General features: G+C 64.4%; 22 protein-coding genes. 14 read left to right on the forward strand and 8 right to left on the reverse strand.

Annotated elements, in window-relative coordinates; translation table 11 throughout:
* Positions 1-256: 256 nt before the first annotated feature.
* Complete coding sequence (locus BKA07_RS01920) at positions 257-1,549, forward strand: Nramp family divalent metal transporter (RefSeq protein WP_342449131.1); 1,293 nt, start codon at positions 257-259, stop codon at positions 1,547-1,549.
* A gap of 48 nt (positions 1,550-1,597) precedes the next feature.
* On the opposite strand, the gene BKA07_RS01925 is transcribed toward BKA07_RS01920, so the two are convergent.
* Together BKA07_RS01925 and BKA07_RS01930 are read right to left on the reverse strand one after the other, a co-directional pair.
* Positions 1,598-2,995 (reverse strand): dihydrolipoyl dehydrogenase family protein, encoded by a 1,398-nt coding sequence (locus BKA07_RS01925; protein WP_167949408.1) that lies wholly within the window; start codon positions 2,993-2,995, stop codon positions 1,598-1,600.
* 52 nt (positions 2,996-3,047) lie between these two features.
* Positions 3,048-3,821: a GntR family transcriptional regulator gene (locus BKA07_RS01930; protein WP_167949409.1), complete on the reverse strand. Its 774-nt coding sequence runs from the start codon at positions 3,819-3,821 to the stop codon at positions 3,048-3,050.
* Between the two features lie 276 nt (positions 3,822-4,097).
* Here BKA07_RS01930 and BKA07_RS01935 point away from each other — a divergent pair, with 276 nt between their 5' ends.
* From BKA07_RS01935 to BKA07_RS01960, 6 genes are all read left to right on the forward strand, one after another.
* Positions 4,098-5,270 (forward strand): TIGR03364 family FAD-dependent oxidoreductase, encoded by a 1,173-nt coding sequence (locus BKA07_RS01935; RefSeq protein ID WP_167949410.1) that lies wholly within the window; start codon positions 4,098-4,100, stop codon positions 5,268-5,270.
* A 34-nt stretch (positions 5,271-5,304) separates the two neighbouring features.
* On the forward strand, positions 5,305-6,378 hold the full coding sequence (locus BKA07_RS01940; protein WP_245161801.1) for a phosphate/phosphite/phosphonate ABC transporter substrate-binding protein: 1,074 nt from the start codon (positions 5,305-5,307) through the stop codon (positions 6,376-6,378).
* Positions 6,379-6,390: 12 nt separating this feature from the next.
* The gene (gene phnC / locus BKA07_RS01945) at positions 6,391-7,362 is read left to right on the forward strand and encodes a phosphonate ABC transporter ATP-binding protein (protein ID WP_167949411.1); all 972 of its coding nucleotides are present in this window, start codon (positions 6,391-6,393) and stop codon (positions 7,360-7,362) included.
* Positions 7,362-9,041: a phosphonate ABC transporter, permease protein PhnE gene (gene phnE / locus BKA07_RS01950; protein ID WP_167949412.1), complete on the forward strand. Its 1,680-nt coding sequence runs from the start codon at positions 7,362-7,364 to the stop codon at positions 9,039-9,041. The genes phnC and phnE overlap by 1 nt, the downstream gene beginning before the upstream one ends.
* A 101-nt stretch (positions 9,042-9,142) precedes the next feature.
* On the forward strand, positions 9,143-9,871 hold the full coding sequence (locus BKA07_RS01955) for a phosphonatase-like hydrolase (RefSeq protein ID WP_167949413.1): 729 nt from the start codon (positions 9,143-9,145) through the stop codon (positions 9,869-9,871).
* A 17-nt stretch (positions 9,872-9,888) separates the two neighbouring features.
* Positions 9,889-10,962 (forward strand): alcohol dehydrogenase catalytic domain-containing protein, encoded by a 1,074-nt coding sequence (locus BKA07_RS01960; protein WP_167949414.1) that lies wholly within the window; start codon positions 9,889-9,891, stop codon positions 10,960-10,962.
* A 40-nt stretch (positions 10,963-11,002) separates the two neighbouring features.
* On the opposite strand, the gene BKA07_RS01965 is transcribed toward BKA07_RS01960, so the two are convergent.
* The 4 genes from BKA07_RS01965 to BKA07_RS01980 all read right to left on the reverse strand — a co-directional run bounded on the left by BKA07_RS01965 (position 11,003) and on the right by BKA07_RS01980 (position 15,773).
* Positions 11,003-11,761, reverse strand: a complete 759-nt coding sequence (locus tag BKA07_RS01965) for an HpcH/HpaI aldolase family protein (protein ID WP_167949415.1) — start codon at positions 11,759-11,761, stop codon at positions 11,003-11,005.
* 114 nt (positions 11,762-11,875) lie between these two features.
* Complete coding sequence (locus BKA07_RS01970) at positions 11,876-13,201, reverse strand: enolase C-terminal domain-like protein (RefSeq protein WP_167952764.1); 1,326 nt, start codon at positions 13,199-13,201, stop codon at positions 11,876-11,878.
* A gap of 7 nt (positions 13,202-13,208) precedes the next feature.
* A complete protein-coding gene (locus BKA07_RS01975) occupies positions 13,209-14,807 on the reverse strand; it encodes an aldehyde dehydrogenase (NADP(+)) (protein ID WP_167949416.1) in 1,599 nt (532 codons plus the stop codon).
* Between the two features lie 36 nt (positions 14,808-14,843).
* Positions 14,844-15,773, reverse strand: coding sequence for a 5-dehydro-4-deoxyglucarate dehydratase (locus BKA07_RS01980; RefSeq protein WP_167949417.1), 930 nt, complete (start codon positions 15,771-15,773; stop codon positions 14,844-14,846).
* Positions 15,774-15,977: 204 nt separating this feature from the next.
* On the opposite strand from BKA07_RS01980, the gene BKA07_RS01985 reads away from it, so the two are divergent.
* The gene (locus BKA07_RS01985) at positions 15,978-17,102 is read left to right on the forward strand and encodes an L-talarate/galactarate dehydratase (protein WP_167949418.1); all 1,125 of its coding nucleotides are present in this window, start codon (positions 15,978-15,980) and stop codon (positions 17,100-17,102) included.
* 49 nt (positions 17,103-17,151) lie between these two features.
* Entirely contained in the window at positions 17,152-17,889 is a 738-nt protein-coding gene (locus BKA07_RS01990) for a FadR/GntR family transcriptional regulator (RefSeq protein ID WP_167949419.1), read from the forward strand.
* Positions 17,890-17,938: 49 nt separating this feature from the next.
* Here the strand turns inward: BKA07_RS01990 and BKA07_RS01995 are convergent, their stop codons facing one another.
* A complete protein-coding gene (locus BKA07_RS01995) occupies positions 17,939-18,841 on the reverse strand; it encodes a LysR family transcriptional regulator (protein ID WP_167949420.1) in 903 nt (300 codons plus the stop codon).
* 313 nt (positions 18,842-19,154) lie between these two features.
* On the opposite strand from BKA07_RS01995, the gene BKA07_RS02000 reads away from it, so the two are divergent.
* The 3 genes from BKA07_RS02000 to BKA07_RS02010 all read left to right on the forward strand — a co-directional run bounded on the left by BKA07_RS02000 (position 19,155) and on the right by BKA07_RS02010 (position 22,253).
* Positions 19,155-20,195: a tripartite tricarboxylate transporter substrate-binding protein gene (locus BKA07_RS02000; protein ID WP_167949421.1), complete on the forward strand. Its 1,041-nt coding sequence runs from the start codon at positions 19,155-19,157 to the stop codon at positions 20,193-20,195.
* Positions 20,196-20,273: 78 nt separating this feature from the next.
* On the forward strand, positions 20,274-20,717 hold the full coding sequence (locus tag BKA07_RS02005) for a tripartite tricarboxylate transporter TctB family protein (RefSeq protein WP_167949422.1): 444 nt from the start codon (positions 20,274-20,276) through the stop codon (positions 20,715-20,717).
* A 9-nt stretch (positions 20,718-20,726) separates the two neighbouring features.
* Complete coding sequence (locus tag BKA07_RS02010; protein ID WP_167949423.1) at positions 20,727-22,253, forward strand: tripartite tricarboxylate transporter permease; 1,527 nt, start codon at positions 20,727-20,729, stop codon at positions 22,251-22,253.
* 567 nt (positions 22,254-22,820) lie between these two features.
* Here BKA07_RS02010 and BKA07_RS02015 read toward each other — a convergent pair.
* A complete protein-coding gene (locus BKA07_RS02015; protein WP_342448965.1) occupies positions 22,821-23,297 on the reverse strand; it encodes an NAD(P)H-dependent oxidoreductase in 477 nt (158 codons plus the stop codon).
* A 462-nt stretch (positions 23,298-23,759) separates the two neighbouring features.
* Between BKA07_RS02015 and BKA07_RS02020 the strand changes: the two genes are divergently transcribed.
* Both BKA07_RS02020 and BKA07_RS02025 read left to right on the forward strand, forming a co-directional pair.
* Positions 23,760-25,253, forward strand: coding sequence for an amidase family protein (locus BKA07_RS02020; protein WP_167949425.1), 1,494 nt, complete (start codon positions 23,760-23,762; stop codon positions 25,251-25,253).
* 59 nt (positions 25,254-25,312) lie between these two features.
* Positions 25,313-26,641 carry an MFS transporter gene (locus tag BKA07_RS02025; protein WP_209043835.1) on the forward strand — a complete coding sequence of 443 codons (1,329 nt, stop codon included), beginning with the start codon at positions 25,313-25,315 and terminating at the stop codon, positions 26,639-26,641.
* Positions 26,642-26,664 lie beyond the last annotated feature (23 nt).

A 26,664-nucleotide genomic window follows, 5' to 3' on the forward strand; every position in this document is an offset into this window, starting at 1 on the left:
GGCTTCGTAGGCTGAAGCCACCCATTTCATCGAGCACACGGAAGTGCGCGGGAAATACCGAGTCGAGGGACATCGTGAAGAAGGACTACTCACCGGACATACCTGGACCCTGAATCCTCCAGACTCCATCGTCACTTCTCCAGAGACTGCACAGACGCATCAGATCACCGGGCCACGTCGCGAGTCGAGTGCCACGGCCGGTCACGACTCCGGCATTCCGAGACATGCCGGTATCCCGAAAGAGGACCAATTGACAGTGAACAGCGACAACCACGCCACGGCTTCGACGAAGAAACGGAGGCTCTTGAGCTCGATCCGTGATTTCGGACCGGGAATCATCGCCGTCCTGGCCATGATGGGCGCAGGCGATCTCGTCACCGCATCGGTGTCGGGCTCGAACTACGGGTACAGCCTGATGTGGCTGCTCGTCGCCTCCCTGCTCATCCGCTTCGTCATCGTCAACATCATGGGCCGGTATCAGGTCCTCAACCTCAAAGGGCAGTCGATCGTCGAGGGCTACAACGATGTGTCGAGGTTCTATCCGTGGGCCATCGGCATCGCCGCACTCATCAGCGGGCACCTCCTCAACGGCTACATGATCAGGGGCGCAGGCGAGGCAGTCGCCAAGATCGTCACCATCGGCGACCCCTTTCTCTGGTCGTGCATTCTGGTGCTGGCCAGCGTCTTCGTCATCGGGCGGAACGTCTACAACACCATCGAAAAGGGCATGAAGGTCCTGTTGGCGATGATGACCGTGGCCTTCTTGGGACTGGCGATCTACTCGGTCCCCGACATCGGCGGACTCATCCGCGGAACCATCGGCTTCGGCATTCCGGACAACACCGGAGCCTTCGGAGTCTTCGCCGTCGCGCTGTCACTCATCGGCGCGGTGGCAGGGTCGATGGCGAACTTCCTCTACCCCTATTATGTCCGCGACAAGGGCTGGAAGGGCGCCGCCTTCAAGAAGCTGCAGCGCAATGACATCCTGTTCGGGATCTCCGCCGCCATCGTCATCAGCCTCTCCATCTGGGTCGTCGGAGCCGAGATCCTCCGACCGAACGGAATCCAAGTATCGAGCCTTGACGACATCTCGCAAGCCCTCACTATCCACCTGGGCAGCGTCGGCGGAGTCATCTTCTACCTCGGCGCGTTCGGGATCCTCTACAGCAGCGTCGTCGGCTTCGCCAACGGCTTCCCGAAGGTGATCATCGACTGCCTGCACATCGTGCGGCCGCAGAGACGAGAGCAGTACGGCTCCAAGTTCGAGAACGATCCGCTGTTCAAATGGTTCAGCCTCTTCATTCTCATCTCCCCCGTCCTCTGGTCGGTGCCCGGAATGCCGGGATTCGTCACCATGGCCGTGTTCGTCACGGGGCTGCAGGCGATCATCGTGCCCCTTGTGGCCATCGGCCTGCTGATCCTTGCGAACAAGTCGAGCAACTTCGGCAAACACAGGGCCAACCTGTTCGAGAACATCATCCTGGTTGCCACCACGCTGCTGACCATTTGGGTGACCGTTCAGGTCATCGTCGGCTGGTTCGCCGGCTGAGGCACTGGCGGACTCAGACCCGCAGATCAGAGCCCGGCTGACGCAGCTTCACTGCACCGCTCCGAGCACCTCGTTCATCGCTTCCGTCGCCGAGGGGTGGGTGTAGATGGTGTCGCGCAGCTCGGTGGAGGTGACGTCATGGCGCATCGCCAGGGCCACGGTGTTGATGACCTCCTGTGAGTGCACGTGCACAAGTGCCGCGCCGAGGATAAGGTCGGTGGCTCCATCGACGACGAACTTGACGATGCCGCGCGGGTCGCCCTCGATCTTCGCCCGAGGTGCGGCGGCGATGTCGGCCATCGCCTTCGCCCCGACCTTGACGTCATAGCCCTGCTCGCGGGCGGCGTCCTCGCTCAGCCCGACGCGCGCCACGGGCGGGGTGAGGAACATCGTGTAGGGCACGGCATTGCGGTCGGCGGTCGTCCGCTCACCTTCGCCGAGCAGCTGGTCGGCGAGGACCCGGTTGTCGTCGAGGGAGATGTAGGTGAACATCGGCCCGCCCTTGACGTCACCGACGGCGAAGACTCCCTCGACCGAGGCACGCAGATGCTCGTCGACCGTGATGAAGCCCTTCTCATCGACGTCGATGCCGGCCTTGTCCAAGCCCAGCTCTGATGTGGCCGGCGCTCGACCGACGGCCAGGAGGACCGCCTCGGCGTCGATGGTCTGCTCTTCACCGTCGACCTCGTAGGTCACCGTGGCCTTCTCGGACCCATCGGCCACCGCGGTCACCGACGCCTCATTGACGATCGTGACGCCGTCATCGGACAGAGCCGAAGCGACCACCTCGGCGACGTCGGAATCCTCACCGGCCAGCGGGCGCTGACCACGGTCGAGGACGGTGACTTGGGAGCCGAACTGGGTGAACATCGACGCGAATTCGAGGCCGATGTAGCCGCCGCCGACGATGACCAGGCGCTTGGGGAACGGGGTCACGTGCTGCAGGGACTCGGAATCGTGGATGCGTCCGCCGAGCTCCGCTCCCTCGATCGGTGGGACGTTCGCGACCGAGCCGGTGTTGACGACGACGGTGTCGGCGGTGATCTGCATGCTCTCGGGCCCACCTGTGACGAGGACTTCGCGTTCGCCGGTGAACTCGGCGCGGCCGGAGACCAGGAGGACGGAGTCGAGGTCGTCGAGCATCGAGAAGTTCTTCTTCCGCATGGCCCCGGTCAGGGTGTCGCGGCGCTCGACGGCGGTGGCGAAGTAGTCGTCAGTGTCGTCGGACTCGCGTTTGCTCTCTGCGTCGTGGACGAGGATCTTCGTGGGGATGCAGGCGATGTTGATGCAGGCTCCGCCGATCATCGCATCCGACTGTTCGACGACGGCGACGCGCTTGCCGGCTCGAGCCATGGTTCCAGCCAGCGTCTTACCGCCCTTGCCCCAGCCGACGACGAGGAGGTCCACGTGCTCGCGCTGATCGACTTCCAGATTGTTCTCAGCCATGACCGATTCCTTCCTGCAGACGATGCGGTTCCGCCAGCCTACTCCGGATGCTTCAACATCGGACCTCGCCGAGGTGGGTCGACGTCAACGACATCGAGCTGGGATTGCCCCGGGTCGAGTTCATCGTGAAGCTGGCCTTCCACGGCAGGTACCGGTCGTCGGAGGACTCGATGAGATCGCCCGCACTGGTGAACGCGCGGCGCCTCACCCGCAGCAGCGGTGTGCCGACGGGAACGTCGAGCAGCGCGGCGTCGTCCTCGTTCGCGCCGATCGCGTCAATGGTCCGCGACGCCCGGCTGATGTCGACGCCCCGGTCGATGAGCTCCTGATAGATCGAACCGGAATCGGTGTCGAAGGCGAGCACATGGCGGCCGAACTCCAGGGGGTAGTTGAGCCGTTCGACCATGGTGGGCACATCGTCCATGAGGCGCAGCCGGAAGACGGAGACGACCGGGTCGCCGTCGGGAATGCGCAGGCTCGCGGCCAGTGGCTTCTCCGCAGGCTGGCGAGCGACCCATTGGGTGCGCTGACCGGGGACGATGTCGGCGTTGTGGCACCACTGCGAGAAGGAGATGATGTCATCGAAGGACTGGGTGGGCACATTGTCGAGCACAACGGTCCGACGCCCCCGGCCCGAGGAGATGAGCCCTTCGGTCCGCAGCGTCGACATCGCCTGTCGGACGGGGCCGCGGGAGCTGGTGAACTTCCGGGTCAGCTCCGCCTCCGAGGGCAATTCGTCCCCCGGCTGGAAGTGGCCCTCGCGAATCGCGGTCCGCAGGTAGTGGGCGATCTCGTCGTGCTGCTGTCGCGTGCGCTGCTGAGTCATGTGTGCTGGTCTCGTCGGGGTCGGGGATGGGGGCAGGCGCTTCCACCTGTGCTCTCGTGCTGCCGGAGGCGCCGTCGTGCTGCTCTGTGCTGCCGTGCTGCTCTGCTGCCGGAGCTGCCGCTGCACTGGTCGGTCACCGGTCACCCCTACTTCTTAGATCCGTCGGGTGAACCTGAAGTGCCGACCGGCATCCGCAGCCTCGCGTTCAGGTGAACAATCACCAAACTTGTACATACATGTACTCATCGTAGCCGAGGAAACGACCATGATGGGGGAATGTCGACAACAGATCTCATCATCACCGGCTCCGGAATTCTGGGCCTGGCCACCGCGTTCCTCGCTCACCGACAGGGCCGGCGCGTCCGCGTCATCGACCGCTGCGCCCGTCCGGTCGGATCATCCGTACAGAACTTCGGTCACGCCTGCTTCACGGGGCAAGCCGACGACATCCAAGACCTGGCCATGACCTCTCGAGCCGGTTGGCAGCAGGCCGCCGCAGCGACCGGAATCTGGGCCGCAGAGACCGGTTCGTACATTCCGGCCATGACCGAGCCGGAGCTTCGCGTGCTCCAGGAGTTCGCCGATCACCGAGGTCCAGATCAGGCTCGCCTGCTCGGCGCCGAGGAGGTTGCGAGCGCCGTCGGGAATCCGAACCTGGGTGCCGTCGGAGGGGCCCACTTGCCCCAAGATATGCGCGTCGACCCGCGGGAGGCCGCCCCGGCGATCGCCCGCTGGCTCGCCGATCGGGGCGTCGAATTCACCTGGAACACCACCGTCACCGAGGTGGCCGACGGCACCGTGTCCACCAACCGCGGTCAGTTCCACGCTGAGCAGGTCGTCGTGTGCCCGGGCCTCGGACTGAGTGCTCTCTTCCCCTCCATCGCCGAAGCCCACGGTGTTCGCACCTGCACCTTGGTCATGTCCCTGATCGAGCGTCCGCGGCACATCCCCACCGGGCTCGCCCTGCTCACGGGAACGTCCCTGGCCCGCTACGACGGATTCGCCGCGATGCCGGGAGCATCGGCCCTGCGGGAGGACCTCGCGCAGCGGGAACCCGAGCTCGTCGACGTCATCGCCAACCTCATGGTCACAGACATCGCCGACGGCCTGCTCATCGGCGACTCCCATGCCTATAGCCTCAGTCCCGAGCCCTTCATCGACGAGACCATCGCCGATCTCCTGCTCGACCGTGTCACCGGCATCCTCGGCATCGACGCGCCTGTCGTCTCTCAGCGTTGGCTCGGGCACTACGCGGACAGCACGGACACGAACCTGATCCTCGAGCACCCCGACGAACGGACGACGGTCGCTGTGGTCACCTCGGGGATCGGGATGACCCTGTCCTTCGGGATCGCGGACCGCATCCTCGGCGGTTCACCCATCGAGACCGCCGCCTCAGTCACCGCCGACACCCCAACCTCCGATGAAGTTGTCATGTCCGGTCGGTGAACAGCCCTGAATTGTATAGACATGTTGATTCGAGATGTCGAAGAATGAGACCAAGCGATCACCCCGACCACTCGAAAGGCAGGCCGCCATGGTCCTGTTCCCACGCTTCCGATCTCGCTCCGTCCGTGCCCGAGCCGTCCGCTCCCGCTCCGCCCACACCCGAACCGTCCGCTCCCGCTCCGTCCATGCCCGAACCGTCCGCTCATTCGCGGCGGCTGCTCTCGCACTGCCGCTGCTCGCCGCCTGCGGATCCTCGGGAGCCTCGGCCGACGACACCATCACCTTCGCCGCGGTTCCGAGCGAATCCTCCTCCACGCTCGAGTCCTCCTTCGAGAACGTCACCGCACTGGTCGAGGAGGAGACCGGTCAGACGGTCGAATTCCAGAATGCCTCCGACTACGCGGCGGTGGTCGAGGGCATGCGCGCCGGTCAGATCGACGCCGCCTCCTTCGGCCCCTTCGCCTATGTCATCGCCAAGGACTCCGGCATCGACATGGAACCAGCGGCGGCACCGACGAACGATCAGGACAAGGCACCGGCCTACACCTCGCTCGCCTACGTCAAGAAGGGCTCGGACATCAAGGGCCTCAACGACCTCAAGGGCAAGAACGTCTGCTTCGTCGACAAGGCCTCGACCTCCGGCTTCCTTCTGCCGATGAAGGGGATCATGGACGAGGGCCTCGACATGGAGGCGGACATGGAACAGACGCTGACCGGTGGCCACGACGCCTCACTGCTGTCCCTGAGCTCCGGAGAGTGTGATGCGGCCTTCGCCCACGACACCATGCTGGATACCCTCGAGAGCACCGATCAGGTCAAGCCGGGCAGCCTGGAACCGGTCTGGGAGTCCGAGCCCATCACCGAAGACCCGATCGCGGTCAACAACGAATCCCTGGATCCCGAAATGGCCGAGCAGATCACCACGGTTCTGCGTGAGAAGGCCAACGTCCCGGCCATGGTCGACGCGGGCGTCTGCTCGTCCGCCGACGACTGTGTCCTGCCCGAGGAGATCGAGTACGGCTACGCACCCGTGAAGGACTCCGACTTCGATTCGATCCGAGACATCTGCGACGCCACCCAGGCAGACGCCTGCAACAACGTCGGCTAGGAGAGACAGACGATGAGCATTCACCGAACGACCACCAGCGTCCACCGAAGCTCCGACAGCGCCACGAACCCCGAACTCCAGCGCGAGATCGACGACATCTACTCGGTCCAGCTCGACCATGTGACCAAGGACTTCGGCGGCGTCCTCGGACTCGACGACGTCAACATCGGATTCCGCACCGGCGGGATCACGGTCCTGCTCGGCCTGTCCGGGTCGGGCAAGTCGACGCTGCTGCGCCACATCAACGGTCTGCACACACCCACCTCGGGGACGGTGCGGGCCCTGGGCCAGGACGTGGGCTCGGCGGGCAAGCGAAGGCTGCGGGAGCTGCGCCGGAACATCGGAGTGATCTTCCAGTCCTTCAACCTCGTCGGCCCGATGTCCGTGCTGGAGAACGTCTGCGCCGGGCAGCTCGGCTCGCTCAAGGGGCCCCGCATCTCGTTGATGATGTACCCCAAGTCCGTGCGCCGCGAAGCCATCGAGAAGCTCGACCGGGTCGGCCTGGCCGACCGTGCCTACCAGCGCGCAGACACCCTCTCCGGTGGTCAGCAGCAGCGTGTGGCCATCGCCCGCGCCCTCATGCAGCATCCGAGAGTGCTGCTGGCCGATGAGCCGGTGGCCTCGCTCGACCCGGTCTCCGCCCTCGACGTGATCAACCTGCTGCGCCGGATCGCCGAGGAGGACGGGCTGACCGTCATCGCCTCACTTCACCAGGTCCAGCTCGCCATCGAGTTCGCCGACCGGATCATCGGCCTGCGCAGCGGCCAGGCGGTCCTCGACCGCACCACCGAGGGACTGAGCGCCGAGGAGGCCTCGACGATCTACTCGAGCGTCTCGGGCATGGATCCGGAGACCGCCGAGGCTGGGCCCAGCTCCGCATCTGCTGCTCAGTCCGCGCACGCATCCGAGGTGCAGTCCACAGCCAAGGGCCGGTCCGCGGCCGGGTCCGTCCGCACCCCGATCCCGACCGGCGCCACCCGCTGATGTCCACGCTCGTCGAGACCCCACCCGAGGCCCACACAGCACCGGTTCGCCCGCGTCCGGCAGGATCCAGCATCGCCGCCACATTCGTGATGCTCGCTCTGGTCGCCGGGGGCTTCTGGTCGGTCGGTGCCCTCGGCATCGATATTACGACGATCGTCGATTCCTTCGACAATGCGGTGAGCTTCTTCGCCCGCATGTTCCCGCTCGACTTCCCACCGCTGGCCGAGACCCTGTCCTTGGTGTTCGAGACCCTGGCCATCGTCTTCCTCGCGACCCTGCTCTCCGTGGCGCTCTCCATCCCGGTGGCTCTGGCCGCTGCGAGACCCACCCGTTGGGGAGCCACCTCGCAGGGGGTCGCTCGTGCCTTGACGGTGCTGGCCCGTGCAGTCCCCGACCTGGTGCTCGCGATCGTGTTCCTGCGCATGTTCGGTCTCGGAGCGACCGCCGGCATCATCGCCATGGGCATCCACTCGGTCGGCATGATCGCCAAGCTCTACGCCGACGCGATCGAGGAGCTCGACGACGGTCCACGCGAGTCGGTGGAGTCCCTCGGCGGCAGCCGCGCCCAGCAGATCATGGCGGCCATCCCCCAGACTCTGATGCCCCAGCTCATCGCGACGGCGCTGCACCGCTTCGACATCAACCTGCGCACCTCGGTGCTGCTGGGCTACGTCGGGGTCGGCGGCATCGGGTTGGCCATCGCCGATGCCCTGCGCACGCTCGACTACCAGCGGGGCATGGCACTTGCGGTGATCGTCCTGCTGCTGTGCATTGGCCTCGAACTGCTCTCCGGTGCCGTCCGCGCGACGCTGATGCGATCGGCGGGGCGGACGATCACCGGGGGCACCTGGACCGATCGCCTGTTCAACCGCGGGCGCGAGACCGGCGTCGATGACGTTCACCTCACGCCGCCGTGGAGTGCCGCCCGCATCAGACGATTCGTGTCCGTGGCCCTGATCGCGATCGTCACCGCTGCGGCCCTGTGGCGTGTGGACGTGTCCTGGTCGGCACTCGCGCAGGGAGTTCTCGACCTGCCGGAGACCCTGGCGCTGTTCTTCCCACCCTCGGCCGGCGGGACCGTGTCCAACCTCCTCGAACAGCTCCTGGTCACCGTGCAGATCTCACTCGCCGCCACTGTCATCGGTGCCCTCATCGCGCTGCCGATCGGAATCCTCGCCGCCCGCAATGCGGTCGCCAACGTCTATGTGCATCAGACGTTTCGGGTCATCATCGTGATCGTGCGCGGCATCCCCGAACTCATCCTCGCGATCATCTTCGTCGTCATCTCCGGCCTCGGCGAGGTGGCAGGCACATTGGCGCTGTCGATCGGGGCCATCGGCCTGCTCTCGAAACTCATCGCCGATTCGCTCGAGGAGACGGACGCCCAGGTGCAGGAGGCGACGCGGGCCACCGGAGCCAGTGAGGTGCAGGTGTTCTTCTCTGCCACCTTGCGTCAGGCGGCTCCGGCCTTCGTCGCCCACACCATGTACCTGCTCGACAACAACATCCGCTCGGCCACACTGCTCGGCGTCGTCGGCGCCGGCGGCATCGGATTCCTGCTGCTCAACGCCTCGCGGGTCAACCAGTTCGATGTCGTCACCATGGTCCTCGTCCTCATGGTCGCCGTGGTCCTCGCGGTCGAAGCGCTGTCGATGTGGCTGCGCAAGGCAGTTCGCTGACACGTGGTCGCTGTCCTTGTACACCCGCCCCGTCCATCACACACACGATCCCGTTTCACGCCCGAACCACCACAGAACCCGAACACAGAAGGAGAAACATCATGATTGAGCTCGCCGTCTTCGACATGGCCGGCACCACCATCGACGACCGGGACGAGGTCTATCGCGTTCTGCGCAAGGCCACGGAGCGGGAAGGTGCGAACTACTCGGACGAGACATTCCAGCAGTGGATGGGCACGGAGAAGAAGTGGGCGATCGAAAACCTGCTCCGCCTCGGCGGGGTCGAGGTCGACGAGGAGGTCCACGAGAGGACCTGGGAATGGTTCCGGGCCGAGCTGCGCCGCACGTATACCGAGAACCCGCCGAGGTCGCTGCCCGGCGTCGAGGAGGCGCTGGCGACTCTGCGTGAGCGCGGCATCAGGATCGGCCTGACCACCGGGTTTGCGCGGGAGATCGCGGACCTCATCTTCGCCTCCATGGGGTGGCGGAAGGGTGCGACCTTCGACGCCTCGTCCTGCGGCGACGAGGTCGAGGCCGGGCGCCCGGCACCCGACATGATTCAGACGGTCATGGCCGAGCTCGATGTCGACGACACGGCCGCGGTCGTCAGCGTCGGCGACACCTCGGCGGATGTGCAGTCGGCTCTGCGGGCCGGGGTCACCTCGATCTGCGTACTCACCGGACATCTGAGCAGGGAGGACTTCGACGCTGAAGGTGCCCACCTTGTGCTCGATTCCGCTGCTGGACTTCCGGATGCTCTGGCGGACCTGCCTGAAGCCAAGGCCGATCGCCCCGCGGCAGCCGCGACAGCGGAAGCGGTGAACCGGTGACGGCGCAGGTTCATCAGATGCGCGACTCGGTCGCCGGAACCGATGCCGCTGCAGTCGGAACCGATGCCGGACCCGAGGCGGATAGGGCCCAGGCCGTCGTCTGGCTCGGCGGAAATCGATTCGAGACACAGTCCTTCGACCTCCCGGTCCTGGGTGAAGGTGAGAGCCTCGTCCGCCTGAGAACCGCCACCGTCTGCGGCTCGGATCGGCACACCGTTCGCGGTCGCCGTCCCGGAGCCTGCCCCTCGATTCTGGGTCACGAGGGCGTCGGCCTGGTCGAGGATTCGCGTGCGGGCCTTCCGCTCGGTCAGCGCGTGGTCTTCTCGGTCACCTCGATGTGCGGGGAATGCGGCAACTGCCGACGCGGCCTCAGCGCGAAATGCGCGTCGGTCGCCAAGGTCGGCCACGAATCGACCGACAGCGGCTGGGCGCTCTCGGGCACATACGCCACGCACATCCACCTGCCCGCGGGCGTGGCCGTCGTCCCGGTACCCGATTCGGTGCCCGATGCCGTGGCCGCGACCGCCGGATGCGCGGTCGCGACCGTCATGGCGATGGTCGAGGCCGCCGGTGACCTGAAGGGTAAGCGAGTCTTCGTCAACGGTCTCGGAATGCTGGGACTCACCGCGGTGGCCGCGGCTCAGTCCCGTGGTGCCGCCGAGGTGCTCGCCTTCGATCCGAGCCCACGACGCCAGGACCTTGCCCTGTTCGCCGGGGCGAGCACCATCATGGAAGAGGAGACGCCTGCAGATGTCGATGTCGCTCTCGAACTCTCCGGCACCGCCTCGGGAGTGGAAACCTGCCTGGCCGGCCTCGGCACGGGCGGCACCGCGGTGCTCGCCGGCAGTGTTAGCCCGGGCTCGAATGTCGAGATCACTCCCGAACAGCTCGTCCGCGGCTGGCGCACGATCACCGGTGTGCACAACTTCGAACCCCACCACCTGCGGCAGGCCGTCGACTTCCTCACCGCGGACGGGGCGAACATGCCGTGGGACCACATCCTCGGCGGTCCCATCGGCCTGTCGGAAGTGGCTCAGGAATTCGCCGAGCCGAGCCCGGGGCTGCGGACCGTGGTGACCATCGACGGGTGATGGGCTGAGGGGCGGTCCGCCGCGCTCGCCCACGCCCGCGTCAGCCTTTTGCCGTTGCCAGATCCTCCCGGAACGCGCGCCCAGCGGCCCCGATGTCCCCCGCCGAGGTGATGAACCGGAAGCCTTGGTCCTTGCGGGTCTTGGCTTCCGCACCATCGCCGCAGTGGATGCCCGGAACGATCCCGGCATTGTCTGCAGCCGTGCGGATACGCACCAGCGCCTCGGCGTGGGCATCATTGGGCTGACCGGGCAGAGCGTCCACGGCGAAAGCGAGGTCGGCAGGCCCGACGTAGACACCGTCGATTCCGGGAACCTCGCAGATCCTTTCGACGTTGGCCAGCCCCTCTTCGTTCTCGATCATGACGAAGAGCAACGGCCGCTCTGCTCGAGTGTCCTGTACGGCGTTGTGCATGATTTCGGCGGTCGGACCCCAGGAGCGATCGCCTCCACGGCTCGGATAGTCGAGGGCGCCGGCCGCCGCTTCGGCCTCGGCGACGGAGGACACGAGCGGCACGATGACGGCTTCGACCCCGGCGTCGGCGAGCATGCCGATCTCGGTGAAGCGGTTCGCCGCGACTCGGGCTGCAACCAGCGCCGGACCGCTGGCGCGGATGGCGTCGGTGAGGCGCAGAACATCCGTGGGACGGGCGAAACCGTGCTGCATGTCGAGGCAGACATAGTCATACCCTGCGGCCGATCCGATCTTCGCGAGCTCCTGGCTCGTCGACATCATCCACAGTCCGTTGTAGATCTCTCCGGCGCCGAGGCGAGCGCGGTGGCCTTCGATAGCTGCAGTCATACCTGCATCGAATCACAGGCCCGCATCCTGACGCCAGAGATGACCGCCATCCGGATCAATCACCTCGGCGCCGGGCACCGGGTCCAGTGAAGAACCTCTGGTCAGGGCACTCGATCAGCGCACCAGCGCCGGACGCTTTGCGTCGAACTCCCAGCCGTCGACCAGGTACTGCATCGCGAGCGAATCATCACGCGCGCCCAGACCGTGCTCCAGGTAGAGCTGGTTCGCCGCATCGAGCCGATCACGGTCGAGTTCCACGCCGAGGCCGGGTGCACGAGGTACCGCGATTTCACTGTCGACGATCTGCGGCGGCTCGAGGGTCAGGCCCTGACCGTCCTGCCAGATCCAATGCGTGTCCAACGCGGTGATCTCGCCGGGCGCGGCCGCGCCGACTTGAGTGAACATCGCCAGCGAGATGTCGAAGTGGTTGTTCGAATGCGAGCCCCAGGTCAAACCGAAGTCCTGACACATCTGCGCCACCCGCACTGACCCTGCCATGGTCCAGAAGTGAGGATCGGCCAGCGGAATGTCCACGGCCGAGGCACGCACGGCATGCTGCATCTCCCGCCAGTCCGTGGCGATCATGTTCGTCGCCGTCCGCAAGCCGGTGGCGCGCTTGAACTCGGCCATCACCTCACGCCCCGAGAACCGTCCTTCGGCACCGCACGGGTCCTCGGCATAGGCGATGGCACCGGCCATGCGCCTGCCGTATTCGATGGCGTCGTCGAGGAGCCATCCGCCGTTCGGATCCAGGGTGATCCGAGCTTCGGGGAACCGCTTCTTGAGCGCAAGGACGGTGTCGACCTCGACGTCTCCATCGAGGACTCCGCCTTTGAGTTTGAAGTCGCGGAATCCGTACTCGGCCTGGGCCGCCTCGGCGAGGGCGACGACGGATTCCGGGTCGAGTGCCTTCTCACGGCGCAGCCCGAACCAGCCGTCGGCGTCCGTCTCACGCAGGTATCCCAGATCAGTGGCATCGGGATCGCCGACATAGAAGAGGTACCCGAGCATCGGCACACTCTCCCTCTGTTGGCCGTCGCCGAGGAGCTCCGCAATTGGCAGACCGAGATTCTGTCCGTGCAGATCGAGCAGGCACGATTCGAGTGCCGTCACTGCGTGCACCGTGGTGCGCTGATCGAAGGTCTGATTTCCGCGCCCGCCCGCGTCGCGGGACCCGAAGGTCTGCCGCACGTGCCGCAGCAGGCTGCGATACCGCGAGACAGGTTGGCCGACGAGGATGGATGCCGCATCGGCGATCGTTGAGCGGATCGACTCTCCACCCGGCACTTCCCCGACGCCGGTGCGACCATCGCTGTCGGTGAGGACGGCGATGTTCCGGGTGAAATACGGGCCGTGCGCGCCCGAGAGATTCATCAGCATCGAGTCATGCCCGGCGACGGGCACGACCTCGACATCGGTGATGGTGGGACCAGCGTGCAGACTCATGTCATTGGCCCTTTGCGATGACGCCGTCGTTCTGACGGACGAGTGACCATGGATTCGCGTCCTGCAGCGGTTCCGGCATCAGTACGGCGGGGACGGCCTGGTAGGCAACCGGCCGCAGGAAGCGTTCGATCGCCAGGCTTCCGACCGAGGTGGTGGCCGGCGCGGTGGTGGCAGGGAAGGGACCGCCGTGGACCATGGCGTGCCCGACCTCGACGCCGGTGGGCCAGCCGTTGAACAGGATGCGGCCGGCCAGATCCTCGAGGGTCGGAAGCAGGGCTTCGGCAGCAGGGGTGTCGGCATCGACGGCGTGCACGGTGACCGTGAGCTGGCCCTCGAGTTCGTCGAGGGCCTCGGACAGCGAACCGATGTCAGAATAACGGATGATCACCGAGGCGGAGCCGAAGACTTCGTCGCTGAGCACCGAGTTGGAGCGCAGTTCGGCCAAATCGGCCGAGAAGACGACGGGGGCCGGAGCGTTCTCCCCCTCACCGGCGACGCCGCGTGCCACCGTGGCCACGGCCTGCTGATCCTCGACTGCAGACACTCCCTGCGCAAAGGCATCGGCGATACCGGGTGTGAGCATCGTCTGTCCGGGCCTTCCCTCAAGACCGGATTCCACGGCCGTGACGAAGGCGTCGCCGTCCTCGCCTTCCGGGACGAAGACGAGGCCCGGTGCGGTGCACAGCTGTCCGCTGGATCCGGTGAGTGATCCGACGAACTGCTCGGCCAGTCCCTGGGCACCGACGCCTTCGGAGCTCAGTGCCCCGTCGAGGAGGATGACCGGGTTGATGGAGCTCATCTCCGCATACATCGGAATCGGCACCTCACGAGAGGCTGCAGTGTCGGCGAGCGCCAGTCCGCCGCTGCGCGACCCGGTGAAGCCGATCGCGCTGATGACAGGATCGGATGCCAGCTGCTGGCCGATCTCGGCCCCTGAACCGTAGACGAGGGAGAAGACCCCGGCGGGCATGCCGGACTCAGCCGCCGCCTCGGTGATGGCCTGGCCTACCAACTCTCCGGTGCCGGGATGCGCATTGTGCGCTTTCACGACAACAGGGCAGCCGGCCGCGAGTGCCGCGGCGGTGTCACCTCCGGCGACGGAGAAGGCCAGTGGGAAGTTGCTGGCGCCGAAGACGAGTACGGGTCCGAGCGGCACCCGGCGCTGTCGGATGTCAAGGCGGGGACCGGGTGAGCGATCCGGGAGGGCGGGGTCGATGCGCGCGCCGTGGAAGTTGCCTTCGCGGACAACGCCGGCGAAGAGGCGCAGCTGACCGACGGTGCGACCGACTTCTCCGGTCAGCCTTGCCGAGGGCAGGCCAGTCTCTGCCATGGCGCGTTCGACGATCTGCTCGCGCCTGCCTTCGATCGTGGCTGCAATCGCATCGAGGAATGCTGCTCGGGCTTGTGGGGTCGTGGCGCGGTAGTCGCGGAAGGCCGCGGCGGCTGCGGCAGTGGCCTGCTGCGCCTGCGTGGAGTCGAGCTTGCTGTATTCGGGTTCGAGTGGCGTGTTGGTGGACGGGTCGATGGCTCTCGTCGTGCCGTTGATGCCCTCGACCGCTTCTCCGGCGATGATCGATGCGCCTGTCAGTGTCGTTGTCATGGCGTCCTTTCTCACGAGTTTGTTTGTTGGTTGCGTTCAGTGGCTCGGGTAGATTCCCGCCTGGCGGACGAGTGCTTCGAGTTCTGCCACGTCCTGGGCAGGGAGGTCCTGCAGAGGTGTCCGCACGGGGCCTGCGTCGCGGCCGATGGCCTTGAGACCCGCCTTGACGATGGAGACACCATATCCCTTCGCCCGGTCGCGGATCCGGCCGTAGGGGAGAACGAAGCGGTTGAGCTTCTCCGTGACCGCCGCCCGGTCCAAATTCCTCACGTCGCTGTAGAAGTCGAGGGCGAATTCCGGGACGAAGTTGAACATCGCAGACGAATACGTGCTCATCCCGAGTTGGAGCAGCGGCAGCGCGTAGGTCTCGGCTGTCGGAAGACCGCCGAGGTAGAAGAGCCGGTCGCCGTTCTTCGCGACCACCTTGGTGAGATGCTCGATGTCGCCGATCGCGTCCTTGAAGCCGATGAAGTTGGGGTGGTTGTCCGACAGTCGTGCCACCGTCTCAGGCGAATACACGGCATTGGCGCGGTTGTAGACGATGATGCCGATGTTCGTCGCCGCGCAGATCGCCGACACGTGCTGGTAGAGGCCCTCCTGATCGCATTCGGTCAGGTATGGCGGCAGCACCAGTGCTCCTTCGGCTCCGACCGTCTCTGCGTCCTCGACGTTCTGCACGGCCTGGACCGTCGGACCTCCCGCCGATGCGAGGACGGGCACCTCGGGGCGGGATTCCGCAACCGCGAGTTCGACGACGCGGGCCGCCTCGGCGGGGGTGAGGCTGAATCCTTCGCCGGTCCCGCCGGCGGCGAACAGTCCGGCCACGTCGAAGCTCGACTGCCAGGCAAGATGCTCGCGGTAGCGGTCTTCATCGACCTGCCTGTTCTGGTCGAATGCCGTGGCAGGGAACGACAGCAATCCGTCCTTGAGATGTGCTGCCAGGTCCGAGGGTGAGAACTGCGCCATGGGGTCTGTCCTTTGTTCGTTCGGGGGTATCGGGATCGACTCTACGAACGCCCTGCCATGCATGTCCAAGCTTATAAAACTATCGACTAATGCCCTTAGAGCATCATAAGTCGCTTGACATTATTTGTATGACTTAATGTACGTTGTCTTACATATATTTCGACGCCGTCCACTCCACCGCCCACCCGCCTAGAAGGACGATCCATGAACTATCAGCCCGACTCCGTCACCTCCATCACCCTCTCCGCGATCCCACTGCCGCTGGCCACGCCCATCTCCGATGCCAAGGTCTTCACCGGCCGGCAGAAGCCGATGACGGAGGTCGCCATGCTCTTCGTCGAGATTGGGACCGCCGAGGGCTGCAGCGGCATCGGGTTCAGTTACTCCAAGCGCGCCGGCGGGCCCGCTCAATACGCTCACGCGAAGGAGATCGCCGAGGCGGCCCTCGGCGAAGATCCCAACGACATCGAGAAGATCTACACCAAGCTGCTCTGGGCTGGAGCCTCGGTGGGCAGGTCCGGCTTGGCCACCCAGGCTCTGGCTGCGATCGATGTGGCGCTCTACGACCTCAAATCCAAACGGGCCGGACTGCCTCTGGCGAAGTTCCTCGGCGCCCACCGCGATTCGGTACGCACCTACAACACCTCCGGCGGCTTCCTCCACGCGTCCATCGACGAGGTGAAAGATCGGGCCACTCAGTCGATCGAACAGGGCATCGGCGGGATCAAGATCAAGGTCGGCCTGCCGGACTCTGCCGAGGACATCAAGCGCCTCGATGCCATCGCCGAGCATGTGGGAGGCACTCCACTCATGGTCGACGCCAATCAGCAATGGGATCGCACCACCGCCCTTCGCATGGGTCGAGTGCTCGACAGGTACAACCTCGTATGGATCGAAGAGCCCCTCGACGCACACGACTTCGAGGGACACGCCCGCCTCACGACCGCCCTCGACACCCCCATCGCCACCGGCGAGATGCTCAGTTCAGTGGCCGAGCACCGTCGCCTCATCGAGACAAGGGCTTGCGACATCATCCAGCCGGATGCACCACGGGTAGGCGGAATCAGTCAGTTCATGCGGCTCCTTGCTCTGGCCGACGAAGCAGCCCTCGACGTCGCACCACACTTCGCCATGGAGATCCACGCCCACCTGGCCGCCAGCTATCCGCGCGAGACCTGGGTGGAGCACTTCGACTGGCTCGATCCGCTGTTCAACGAACGAATGGAGATCGCCGACGGTCGGATGATCATCCCCGATCGCTCCGGGCTCGGCATCACTCTCAGCGAACAGGCTCGCCGGTGGACCACCGACACGGTCACCATCGACTGAGTACCCGCGATTGCTGAGAGCGACCGCCGGGGACTGCGATACTGAAATCATGGCCTCAAACCTGTCGACTGCCGTCATCTCGGCGCTGCGCTCGGAGATCCTCTCCGGCACCCTTTCGCCGGGGACGCGACTGCCCACCGAAGCCGCGCTCATCGAGCGATTCTCGGTCAGCCGCACGGTCATCCGCGAGTCGCTCGGGCATCTGCGCGCCGAAGGGCTCATCCGTTCGGTGCGCGGCAGCGGCAGCTTCGTCTTGGCGCAGCCCACAGGCGGGTCGAGCCTGCGCCAGCGATCGCACGGCGGCGCCGCGTCGCCCACGACAGGCGGTGGCTCCACGGGATCCGATACTCACCCGACTCCCCCGGTCGATCACGGTGCCCTGCTCGAGTTCAGAATCTCCTTGGAGTCCGAGGCCGCAGCGCTCGGGGCGAGCCGCAGGACTGCCGCCGAGCTGGCGACGATCGCCGGGGCCCTGGACAGTTTCGATATGGCGAGCGCCGACCCCGCCGCCTCGCTGCAGGCCGACCTCGACTTCCATCGAGCGGTGACCGAAGCGAGTCACAATCCCTATTTCACTGCCGCGCTCGACGATCTGGGACCGGCGATGATCCCCATGCCGGATGGACGCCTGAAGGCACAGAGGCACCACCTTCAGGCGGTCAATCAGGAACATGCAGCGGTGCACAGCTGCATTCGCGCGGGAGACCCACTCGGGGCATCCGCCGCCATGCGCACACATCTCATCCGATCGCTGCACCGCCTCGGTGAGAACTCCAGGCAAGGGTGACACAACACCCCGGACGCAGACCGACAGCGCTCGGCGAACACCGTCGCCCTCAGGCTTCGAGGGGATGCTCAAGCCCACCCGAGCGGATCGCCTCCAGAACTCGGTGAAGTGCCTCGTTCGGGGATTCCGGATCCCAGATGGCACGCAGCTCGACGATCCCGGACGGCAGGTCCTCGACATCGACGTAGACGACGCCTTCCATATGCAGCTTGCGCATCGATGAGGGCACGAAGGCGATGCCGATTCCGGCCGAGACGAGGTTGAGCATCGAGGTCATCTGGCTCAATGACTGCACCACCGTGCTGTGGTCGATCGGGAAATAGCGGACGACGAGATCGTAGAAGTATCGGGCGAGCTGCGGGGAATGCATGATCAGCGGAACACCGTCGACGTCCTCGGCTTTCACCGGACGCCCGGACGTCATCAGACGATGGTCGCTGGGCACGGCGAGGACGAGGTCGTCCTGCTCGAGCAGCATCGTCTCCAGCGGGTCGGCAGTCGCCGGCGGCCTGCCGATTCCCAGATCGATCTGCCCTTCGGAGATCGCTTTGATCTGCTCGCCGGTGACCATCTCGGTCATCGACAGTTCGACACCCGGCAGCTTCGCGGCCAACCCCGACACCATGGGGCCGAGCTGCGACATGCCGCTTCCGATGGTGAATCCCAGAGATACATGCCCCTCGACGCCCGAAGCGATGAGCTGAGCCTGTTCGGGAGCACGGTGCGCGAGCGCAAGCAGTTGTCGCGCCTCCTTGAGGAACTGCCGCCCCGCCCGCGTGAGGGCCACGCTGCGATTGTCCCGGTCGATGAGCGTGACGCCGACGGCCTTCTCGAGCTTCTGCACCTGTCGACTCAGAGGGGGCTGGGTCATCAGCAGGCTCTCGGCCGCCCGCCCGAAATGCAGATGCTCCGCGACAGCAACGAAACAGCGAACCTGGTCGAGTGTGAACATTCAGCCTCCCTTACTTCAGACTCGGGTCCGCCTCGCAGCCCTATGAAATACAATACTCTAAGAGCATCAAATGATGTTTATTAAGGCTTGGACAGAACTATTTGGACTCCAATAGTGTCGACCTCAACCACCTTGGAAGTGTGACTGGCACAACTCCGCAGCCATGACTCGCTTCACCCTCGCAAAGATGAGTCGGAGAGCGGGAACAGGCAGCCGGGGGACCCGCAGATCGCAGGAGGAGTCGTCAAAGGAGCACGACCTTCCAAGACATCCCCAGCAGGGGACACGGTTAACAACCAACTGAGGATGTGACATGAAGAAGAAGCTGGCAGCACTCATCACCGCTCCGATCCTGGCCCTGACGATGGCCGGCTGCTCGAGCGGCGACAACGGCGACGAAGGCGGCGTCGATGTCAACCGGGTCAGAGTGGTACTCGGTTCGAGTTCCACCACCGCTGACACTTACCAGAACGCCCACGCATTCACCGAAAACGTCGGCAAATCCCTCGATGTGAATATGAAGGCAGACGCCATCGGTGCGAACAAGGCGTTCCAAGCGCTCAACAAGGCAAAGCCCGATGGCAGCACCATCATGTTCTTCCACGACATGTCCTATCTTTCGGTGAAGTACGGAAGCCAACCGAAGAAGTTCGGTCTTGACAACTGGACCGTCGGCCCAGTCGTGTCACTCAACCCAGGCGCAGCATTCCTGACTAAGCACGATGCCCCATACAACGATATGGTCGAGGCTGCCGAGTGGCTCAAGGACAACAAGTCCGAGACGCTGACATTCGCGGTCGAGGCCGGAGGCACGTCAGAACTGTCACTCGACGCCTTCTACATCTGGGTCGCCGATACCTACGGAGACGATGTCGCCAAGCGCATCAAGGTCTTCGCGACAGGGTCAGACGAAGAGAAGAACCAGGCGCTGTGGTCCGGCAACGTCGACATCATCTACGGCTCGATCGGCGGCAACGAGCAGTACACCAAGGACGACGTCGAGGACAAGGTCAAGGAGAAATTCCTCGCGATCACCGCAAGCGAACGCGTCGAAGGCTTCGATATCCCGACCTTCGAAGAGCAGGGAATCGAGGTCGACGGCGAACCCTTCACCTTCGACAAGGAATTCTTCGTTCTCATGCCCGAGGACATCGAGGACTCGTTCTCCACCGCCCTCGATGACGCCGTTGCTGAGGCGATCGAAACCGATGACTATGCCGACGAGTTGTCGAAGAACAACTTCAAGACGGACTACGTCCCGCTCGACGAAAGCACCCAGTACATCGAAGACAAGCGTGAACGACTCGAAACCGTCATCGATAGGGCCCCGGAATTCAATGACCTGGCATCTTGACGCCCGTCTCGTGCGGCCGCTGTTCCGAGGCCGCACGTTTGCGTCCATATAAACAGCTGCCCTCAAGGGATCATGTACATGAGTAACTTTCATACATTCGACATCGACTTCAACAACTATCACCTCGTCTTCCCGTACGCGATCGGGACTCTCCTCATCGTTCTTCTGCTCGCCATGGTGGTCAAGAAGCTGATCACCCAGCTTGCCGTCAAGCCCACTGACTCGAGCGACTCGAGCGGCTGGAGCGGCCCGGACGCGGAGAAGTCCCGCTTCAGATTCTTCGATGTCGACTTCGATTGGAAGAAGCTGTTCGGCGCTCTGGGATGCACGGTGGCCTACATCCTGCTCCTTGCCCCACTGGGATTCCTCATTTCCAGCATTCTGTTCATCTTCGGCATATCGCTGGTATTCAAGCCGAGTTTCACCCCGCGCGCGCTGATCGGACCAGCTGCCAATGCCATTCTGACCCCGCTCGTTCTCTGGTTGGTGTTCGGCCAGATGTTCGACATCACTCTCCCCTAAGGAGCACTCATGGAACTCTTCGAGATGTTCACTCCCATGGCGTTCGTGCTCGTCGTCTTCGGTGTCTTCGTCGGCATCATCTTCGGCTCGATCCCCGGCCTCACCGCAACTATGGCGCTGGCAGTGTTCCTGCCGCTGACCTTCGGCATGGACCTCGGGGAAGGTCTGGCGCTTCTCATCGGCCTCTATGTCGGCGGCATCAGCGGCGGCATGATCCCTGCCGCATTGCTGAAGATCCCCGGCACACCATCGTCGGTGGCCACGACCTTCGATGCGTATCCGATGGCGCAGAAGGGCTTCGCAGAGAAGGCCCTGAAGATCGGGATCGTCGCCTCTGTCATCGGCGGCATCATCAGCCTCGTGGTCCTGTATTTCTTCGCTCCTGTGCTCGGCACTGTGGCGATCAACTTCACTCCGGTGGAGAAGTTCCTCATCATCCTGTTCGCGCTGACGATCATCGCCTCGATCTCGGAGAAGAGCATGCTCTCGGGCATCTTCAGCGGCATGCTCGGTGTCTTCGTCAGCCTTATCGGAGTCTTCCCCACCAACAACGAATTGCGCATGGTTCCCTCATTCCTTGAGGACTACCTGTGGGACGGGTTCTCACTGCTGCCGGTGCTCATCGGGCTGTTCGGAATCTCCGAGATTCTCCGCAATTCCGAGCAGGGTCTCAAAACCGATAAATCGAAGAAGGTCACGCTCAAGAAGGCCAAAACCGATCCCGAGGCGAGGTTCAGCCTCAAGGCATTCAACGGTCAGACCGTCAACACGATCCGCTCGTCGTTCATCGGAACTATCCTCGGGATCCTGCCAGGTGTCGGCGGCAGTGCCGCCTCCCTCATGTCGTACTCGCAGGCGAAGAACTTCTCTAAGCAGCCGCAGAAGCTCGGCGAAGGCTCCCGTGAGGGCATCATTGCCAGTGAGGCCTCGAACAACGGCCTCACCGGTGGTGCGATGGTCCCTCTTCTGTCCCTGGGCATTCCTGGTGACAGCACGACAGCCGTGCTCCTCGGCGCTTTCGTTCTACAGGGAATCCAGGTGGGGCCGCTGTTCATCGGCGACAACCCGGATCTGTGGAATGGCATGATCATCGCCCTGCTCTTCGCGAACATCGTCATGTTCCTCATGATGTTCACCTCGATCCGCTACTTCGCCAGGATCATCGAAATCCCCAAGCACGTTCTGTTCCCGATCATCCTGGTGATGTGCGTGGTCGGCTCCTTCGCCATCAACAACGGTGTGATGTTCGATGTCTGGACCGCACTGATCTTCGGCGTGCTCGGCTTCGTGTTCATGAAGATCGGCATCCAGATCACCACCTTCCTCATCGGATTCATCCTGGGACGGGATCTGGAGTCGAATTTCCTCGACAGCATGCAGGCATCCGGCGGAGATCTGTTCGTCTTCTTTACCCGTAGCCCGATTGACTGGGTGCTCTGGGCACTGATCATCGGATCGGTGGTCTTCGGAATCATGAGCAACCGCAAGAACTCACGGTCAGCGCCCGACGCTGCCACCGACAGCGCTGCGGTCTGACACCGTCTCAGTGGAAACAAGTTCAGACCGCAGCGAGAGCTTCGCAGTCCGCCGGATCGACATGCTCGCCGCAGAAACTGCCGGCTCCGGCATATGGAGGTCGCGCATGTAATTGCGCCCCACCTGCTCGAGGAATTGGTCAGGCCGTCGGGATAACTCGGCGTCCCGGACAAGAGCAGCAAACTCGGCGTCTCGATCGAGTTGCCGGCCACGCACGCGAGCTTCGCGGCCGGTCGATGGAGGTTGCTCTCCCTGTCGAGGTCGGCGCGACCCTGCGAATCGTCGATGATCTGCACGGCCTGAAACTGTGGACGCAAATCGAGCAGACCGGCCTCCGCGGCCTGCAGGATCTCCCTGACCAGGGTCGACCACTTCGACCTATTCTTATCCCCTGGAGGTTGAAACCGTCTTGAATCGAGGCCGGGCGACCGTCACACTGTTCGGCATTCGCCGCAGACGGGCCGTGGCGTTGAACCTGTAGCCGACCTCCTTGCCCCCGTTGGCAAAGACCTTGTAGTTGTTGTTCGTCGGCAGCGCAGGCCTGCCCCGTACTCCTCGGCCCCACACCTATCCTCGAGGACGGGGGCGAGGGCATCTTCTTGCCCGCCCTGCCGCAGTGCAGATCGTCCTGCCGAATCGACTCAAGCCCCTCCGCGCCAGGCTCGATTCCTGGGTCTCGATCCACTCGTCGAGGATTCCGGCACGCTCGTCGAACTGCGCCGTCGGGAACGCGAAGACCGTGGTCGGCACGCCGACACCCAGTTCGACGAGCGATGGCCGCAGCGTGACTTCCACGGCGAGGGCGTGCGCGGGCGAGCCGATAGTGAACACCGGAACCGCGATGAGACCATGCAACCCCTTCGCGTCATAGCGGTCGAGGAAGGCCTTGCGCAGGCCGGTGTAGCTGGCCTTGTACCTCGGCGTCGCGATGATCGCATAGGTGGCCGTCTGCAGCGGGATCGTCAGCGCGTCGAAGCGTTCGGAGCTCCACTCGAAGATCTCGTCGGTGACCTCGGCGAGTTCGATGGTCTGATCGACCTTCACCCCGGTGAGTTCGGCGTCGCGCGCAGCCAGGTCCTCGGCTACCGTGCGCCCGCGATCACGGGTTCGGATTGCCGACGATACGTGATTCCATGGTGATCCTCTCGGTTGCAGTCGCGATCTGCGACGCACTCTACGAGGAGGGGCCCCGGCAGTCAGGTGATGAGTCATCGGGGTTCATCGACAGCAATCCGACCTGGCGGTCGATGCGATCTCATTGCGTAATCGCGGTGGCTGCTACACGCCCCGGTCCCACACCACACATCACCGACGCACTCTTATTGATCTGAGCAATAAGGGTCCTGCTCGCGCTCATCTCCTCTCATATCCACTATTGACGTCAATACCTCATAGGTTTAAGCTCGATTCTGTCACGGAGCACTGAACTCGACGTCGAGTTCGACCCGGGGACCGGCCCGCGCAGAGCTGCGCGCGTCCGCTGATCTGAGACAGGAACAGGACCATATGAGCACCACGGTTGACCCACCGCAGGACATCGACACTCCTTCGCTGCGCATCGGCAGATCGGTCGCTGAGCTGTTCGACACGAGAGGAAACGCTCGCGCCGAGGCTCTCGCCGTCGCCGATGTTCCTGCGCACGACACAGCGTTCACGCCTCCCCGTCCGCTCGACTGGCTCCACTCAACGGACAGCGATGACGATACTCAACCTCGATGGACCGAGCGCACCGCCGAAGCCTGCCGAACGGGAGTCCTGCGCACCTATCGCAGTGACCATGTCACCGGGGCCCCGGCGGGTTCCGAAGAGCTCACGGGTCTGCGCTTCACGCACAAGGACAATATCGGCCTCACCGGATTTCCGCTCACCGCCGGCAATCCATCGCTGAGCGACCGCCGCGCCTCGGTGACATCGCCGCTGCTGACCGCGATCGAATCCGCCGACGGCCGTTTCATCGGTGCCAACCACATGGCTGAATTCGCCATGAGTCCGACCGGGCACAACCATTGGCTCGGAGACGGAGTGAACCCGCGCAATGACGCGTACCTGTCCGGAGGCTCCTCGAGCGGTTCGGCAGTCGCCGTCGCGTCCGGGGCCTGCGAGGTCTCTCTCGGCACCGACACCGGAGGCTCCGTGCGACTGCCGGCCTCCTTCTGCGGCCTGGCCGGGTACAAACCCAGCAACGGCCTCTTCTCATCCGCCGGACTCATTCCCCTGTCAGAGACACTCGACACCATCGGAGTAGTGGCCCACGATGCGGCAACGATCCGTCGCGTCGCCGACGTGCTCTTCGCCGACGATGCCGTCGTCACGCCCGCGGATCGTTCCCGCCTCGACAGCTCCGACGACTGTATCGACACCACCGGCCCGGAGACGTTCACACATCTGTCGCTCGCCGCGGCGGAGCGCACCTGCGACCCGGACATCGCGGCAGCGTACACCGCAGCACTCGCCGGGATCGGCATCGATACCATCGCATCAGGTGAGCGCGGCGTCGACTGCGATGACACCGAGCTCAATCGACGCTCCGTCGTGGTCGTCAGCGTCGAAGCGGCACGCAATGTGGGCAGGGTCCTCGACTGGGACTGGGACCTGCTGGGTGACCAGGTGCTCTCGCGAGTGATCCGCGGGACCACGATCTCAGCGATCGAGTATGCCGACGCCATCGTCGACCGCGACCGTCTGCGCGAACAGTACCTTGCCGCGACGCTGGGCTCGGCCCGCTTCCTGCTCACTCCGACGAGTCCGATTCCGGCGCCGACCGCTCCATCGGGGCCCACAGGTGCCGATGCACGCCTGCGCAGAGAATACATGCGAGCCAGCCTCTTCACCCGCACCATCAACTACCTCGGGCTGCCAGCCATCACGATCCCGCTGGCACCCGTCTCGTCCGGAATTTCACCGGGACTGCAGATCATCGGCAGGCCCTTCGACGACCGGGCGCTCCTGGACTGCGCAGTCGCCGTGGCGAACTCCCTGAACACAGACGCGTCTCGCTGAGCGCATCGTCCAGAGAACCGTTTCCACATACCCTGCAGAAAGGCACGACAACGATGTCCGTGGACACCAGCACTGAAGAGTTGAAGATCGGAGCGCGCATGGACGCGCTCACAACGAACAAGGAGCACAAGAAGCTCTTCGCCTACATCGGCGCCGGAGCGATGATCGACGCCTACGATGTCTATATCGCCGCCGGCGTCTCGGCCGCGCTCGTCTCGACAGGATTCGCCGGCGTCAACGAAGTCGCGGTCTTCATGTCCATGACGTTCTTCGGTATGCTCCTCGGAGCCGCGACCGCCGGTTTCGTCGGGGACAAGTTCGGTCGCCGCATGAGCTACCAGATCAATCTGCTCGTCTTCGCCGTCGCCGGGTTCGGCGCGGCACTGGCACCGACCTTCGAATTCCTCGTCGGCACCCGCTTCATCATGGGCATCGGACTCGGGGCCGAGCTCGTCCTCGCCGCGGCCATCCTCGGCGAATTCGTTCCTCCGCGCAGCCGAGGCCGGTGGACGGCCTTCCTCGGAATTCTCGTCAACTCGGGTCTGCTCTTCGCCTCGGCGATCGGGGCGCTGGTCATATCGAACTTCGGTTGGCGCTGGATGTTCGTCATCGGCGCTGTCCTCGCCGTAATCGTCTGGATCGCCAGGACCCGATGCCCGGAGTCGCCTCGGTGGCTGGTCGTGAGAGGCCGTCTGCCCGAGGCCCAGGCGATCGTCGAGCGGTTCGAGAAGCATTCGGCGACCACGCTGGAGACCCATCCGCCGGCCCCTGCCGTCGAGGCGGCAGAATCCAAGGACACCGTCAAGCGCCCCTTCTGGCAGCTCGTGGTCCTCGGCACAGTCGTGACCGTCGGCGTGAACATGTTCGTCTACGGATTCATCTCCTGGATGCCGACCTTCTTCGTCGAACAGGGCATCGACGTGTCCTCCTCCCTCGCCTACACGACGGCCATGGCCCTCGGCGCGCCCGGAGGCGGCCTCGTCTGCCTCCTGCTCATCAATCGGCTCAATCGCCGCACCGCCGTCGTCACCTTCTCGATCATCGTCATTCCGCTGGGCCTGGCCTACGCGGCTGCCCAGTCGATCGTCATGATCGTCATCATCGGCATTGCCCTGGTCACCGCGATCTACACCCTCGTGACCTTCGTGCTCTACTCCTACATGCCCGAGCTCTACCCGACCCGATACCGCCTGCGCGGCACAGGCATCTCCTACACGTTCGCCCGCGGCGCCTCGATCGTCGTCCCGTTCGTGATGTCGGGACTGTTCGTGTCCTTCGGGATCTTCGGACCCATCGGTTTCGTCTGCGCCATGGCCGTCTGCATGATCGTCGTCGTCTTCGCCATCCCTGTCGAAACACGCGGTCGCAGCCTAGAGGACATTTCCTGAGCACCGCGGCCTCACACCACCCC

Origin of the sequence: Brevibacterium marinum (assembly GCF_011927955.1) — a bacterium.
In the GTDB taxonomy this organism is placed as follows: domain Bacteria; phylum Actinomycetota; class Actinomycetes; order Actinomycetales; family Brevibacteriaceae; genus Brevibacterium; species Brevibacterium marinum.